Origin of the sequence: Metasolibacillus meyeri (assembly GCF_003049505.1) — a bacterium.
GTDB lineage: Bacteria > Bacillota > Bacilli > Bacillales_A > Planococcaceae > Metasolibacillus > Metasolibacillus meyeri.
The window spans coordinates 1-2,298 of record NZ_PYWN01000244.1 but is presented as its reverse complement, the minus strand read 5'-3'; the positions used below and the strand labels follow the sequence as shown (position 1 = coordinate 2,298).

Sequence of the window (2,298 nt, the reverse complement as noted above, 5' to 3'; positions counted from 1 at the left end):
TTTTTAGATTATTATACAAAAAATACTATTGTTGTGTTATGGTATAAAAAAAGGAAAAGATGGGTACATAATGAAAAAAATTATTTTGTTGTTTGGAGTATTTTTATTTACTTTGTCGCTCAATTCAAATATTGTATCAGCTTCAGATGATTTATTTGTTGATGGAGATTACATTTCGAGAGATCCTATTACAAATAAATATTCAAGTGATTGGTCACATTTAGATACATCTGAAAATCTTCAATTGCAAAAAGAGGTTAGAGAATATTTTTCACAATTAAATAATATAGGAATTCAAAGTGAAAGTAGACAATTGAATTTAGAGCATGATTTAGAAGACTTAAATAAAAGAATTGACGATTTTTTAAGTTTAATAGACCCTGAAATTGCTGCTTATAATTCTCAAGAATCAAATTTAATTACTCCTATGAGCTCTTATGGTTTACCAGGTATAGATCAAACATTGGTAAAAATTTATGAAGGAAGACTTCACCTTGCTATAGGTAATTTGACTCCTTCTAATATAGCTACAGCTATACAAAATTCTAATGCTGCTAGAGATCATGGTATTAGATATGCTGAAAATAATAATTTTTATTCTAATGGTAAATTAATAACATGGGAAAATGCAGCAGATGCATTAAGACACTTTGCTTGGAACTATATGAACAGTAATGATTTTGGAGTTGCTAAAGCAAAGACTACTGGTGATATACATGAACTTGCATTAATAGCTTTAAAATATGTGAATAACGATGTGAGTACTGCTCAATTGTGTAAATTTAATATGAGTTGTATGGAAGCTGCGGCGATCCAAAAAACAATAAATAATTCTAATTTAGCTAAAACTAATATAACTGCATTTAATAATATCTTTGATAATGCTAGTGTTATGGATTTAATAAATAATGCAAAAGGACGTCAAGCGTATTCGCAAGGGAATGCTACTTACTCTGTTCCGTTCAATAGAATGCTTGCTAGTGGTGAGTTAGTTAAAGCGCTAAGCGGTGTAAATAGTACGGTCAGAAATAATGCTTGGGTTGAATATAAATAGATAAACTTAAAGGGTAGCTTGATGCTACTCTTTTTTATGGAAATCACCTTCTCAGAAGGTGATTTTTAAAAAGCTATTTGGAAAAGGGGGGTTCGCCCGAATTTCCATATAGCCTTTTGTGTAATTATTTTCTACCCGCACGCCAAGAAAGCCCCCAATTATAGGCTTTGTCCATGTCACTGTGACCTGTAAAGTATTCTACAAGACGCTCTACTTTAAAAGTCTCATTGTTGACATTTTCAATCATGGCAATGGCACACATATTTTTTCCATTGCGGTGCTCATCTAAACGTACTTCGATACTTGGGCCTGCACCATAGTTGATTGTGACAATTCCGTCCGCCTCAGACCAATTGGCAATTCCCTCATAAATAAAGGTATAAACAAGTACACGTTTAATATCCAATACTTTGTTCCCGTTAATGCGCAAATTTTCCCCTGCACTGTTTGTTCCTGTACGGTCATCACCATCTAGCGCGATAAATGGTGCAGTTTGTAAACTTCCGAAGGCATTGCCTAATGCCTGTACACAGCCGATACTACCGTCTGTTAGTTCAAATAGGCAGCCTAAATCTAAATCAATTCCACTGTTAGAAGAGGTACCGAATAAAGAAGCCAAAAAGCCTTTAGAAGCTTTAGCTGGTTGCTGGTTCCAATTCAGATTGACTAAAATTTCCCCAATTCCCTGTTGCGATTTAGTTAAATTAATAGATTGACCTTTTTTCGTTAGTTCTACTTTTCCTAAATTGACCATTATCGTACTCCCCCTTTGTTTTCCCCTGTAGCTAAAAATTACAAGTTACTTTATTTTAGCACAATGTGGAAAGTGTGGGGGATTTCTGCTGTTTGGTGAATGGAAAAATACGTCCTTTAACGTCAGTAATGATTCATAGGTTCAAGGCTAATATTGACTAGTAAATGTTTTAAAATTATCAGTTCATCAAGTAATGATTCGCTCTATCAAGCTAAATTTTATCTTAGTTCAGCAAATTCTTTTTGTATCGGAAGCAACACGACAGATACAGAAACCCCCCTTCCACGGTAGGGAGGGGATGAATGCCTATTTTTACCCAGTTCAGTGGGTGTTCAAACACGCACTGAACCAAGATAAAAGCCCCGGCGGATGTCACGGATTTTGAAGAGGAGACCTGCACGATGCAGGTCAGTTAACCGTTGTCACAGGATGTGATGCTTTTAGGTTAACTTCTACTAAGAGCGAGCTCGAAAAAAATCCGGACGCAATT

General features: G+C 35.0%; 2 protein-coding genes. One reads left to right on the top strand and one right to left on the bottom strand.

Annotated features, from left to right (window positions below; translation table 11 throughout):
- Positions 1-70: 70 nt before the first annotated feature.
- Positions 71-1,054: a hypothetical protein gene (locus C9J34_RS21320; protein WP_153062671.1), complete on the top strand. Its 984-nt coding sequence runs from the start codon at positions 71-73 to the stop codon at positions 1,052-1,054.
- 124 nt (positions 1,055-1,178) lie between these two features.
- Here the strand turns inward: C9J34_RS21320 and C9J34_RS21315 are convergent, their stop codons facing one another.
- Positions 1,179-1,808, bottom strand: coding sequence for a TerD family protein (locus C9J34_RS21315; protein ID WP_107842165.1), 630 nt, complete (start codon positions 1,806-1,808; stop codon positions 1,179-1,181).
- Positions 1,809-2,298 lie beyond the last annotated feature (490 nt).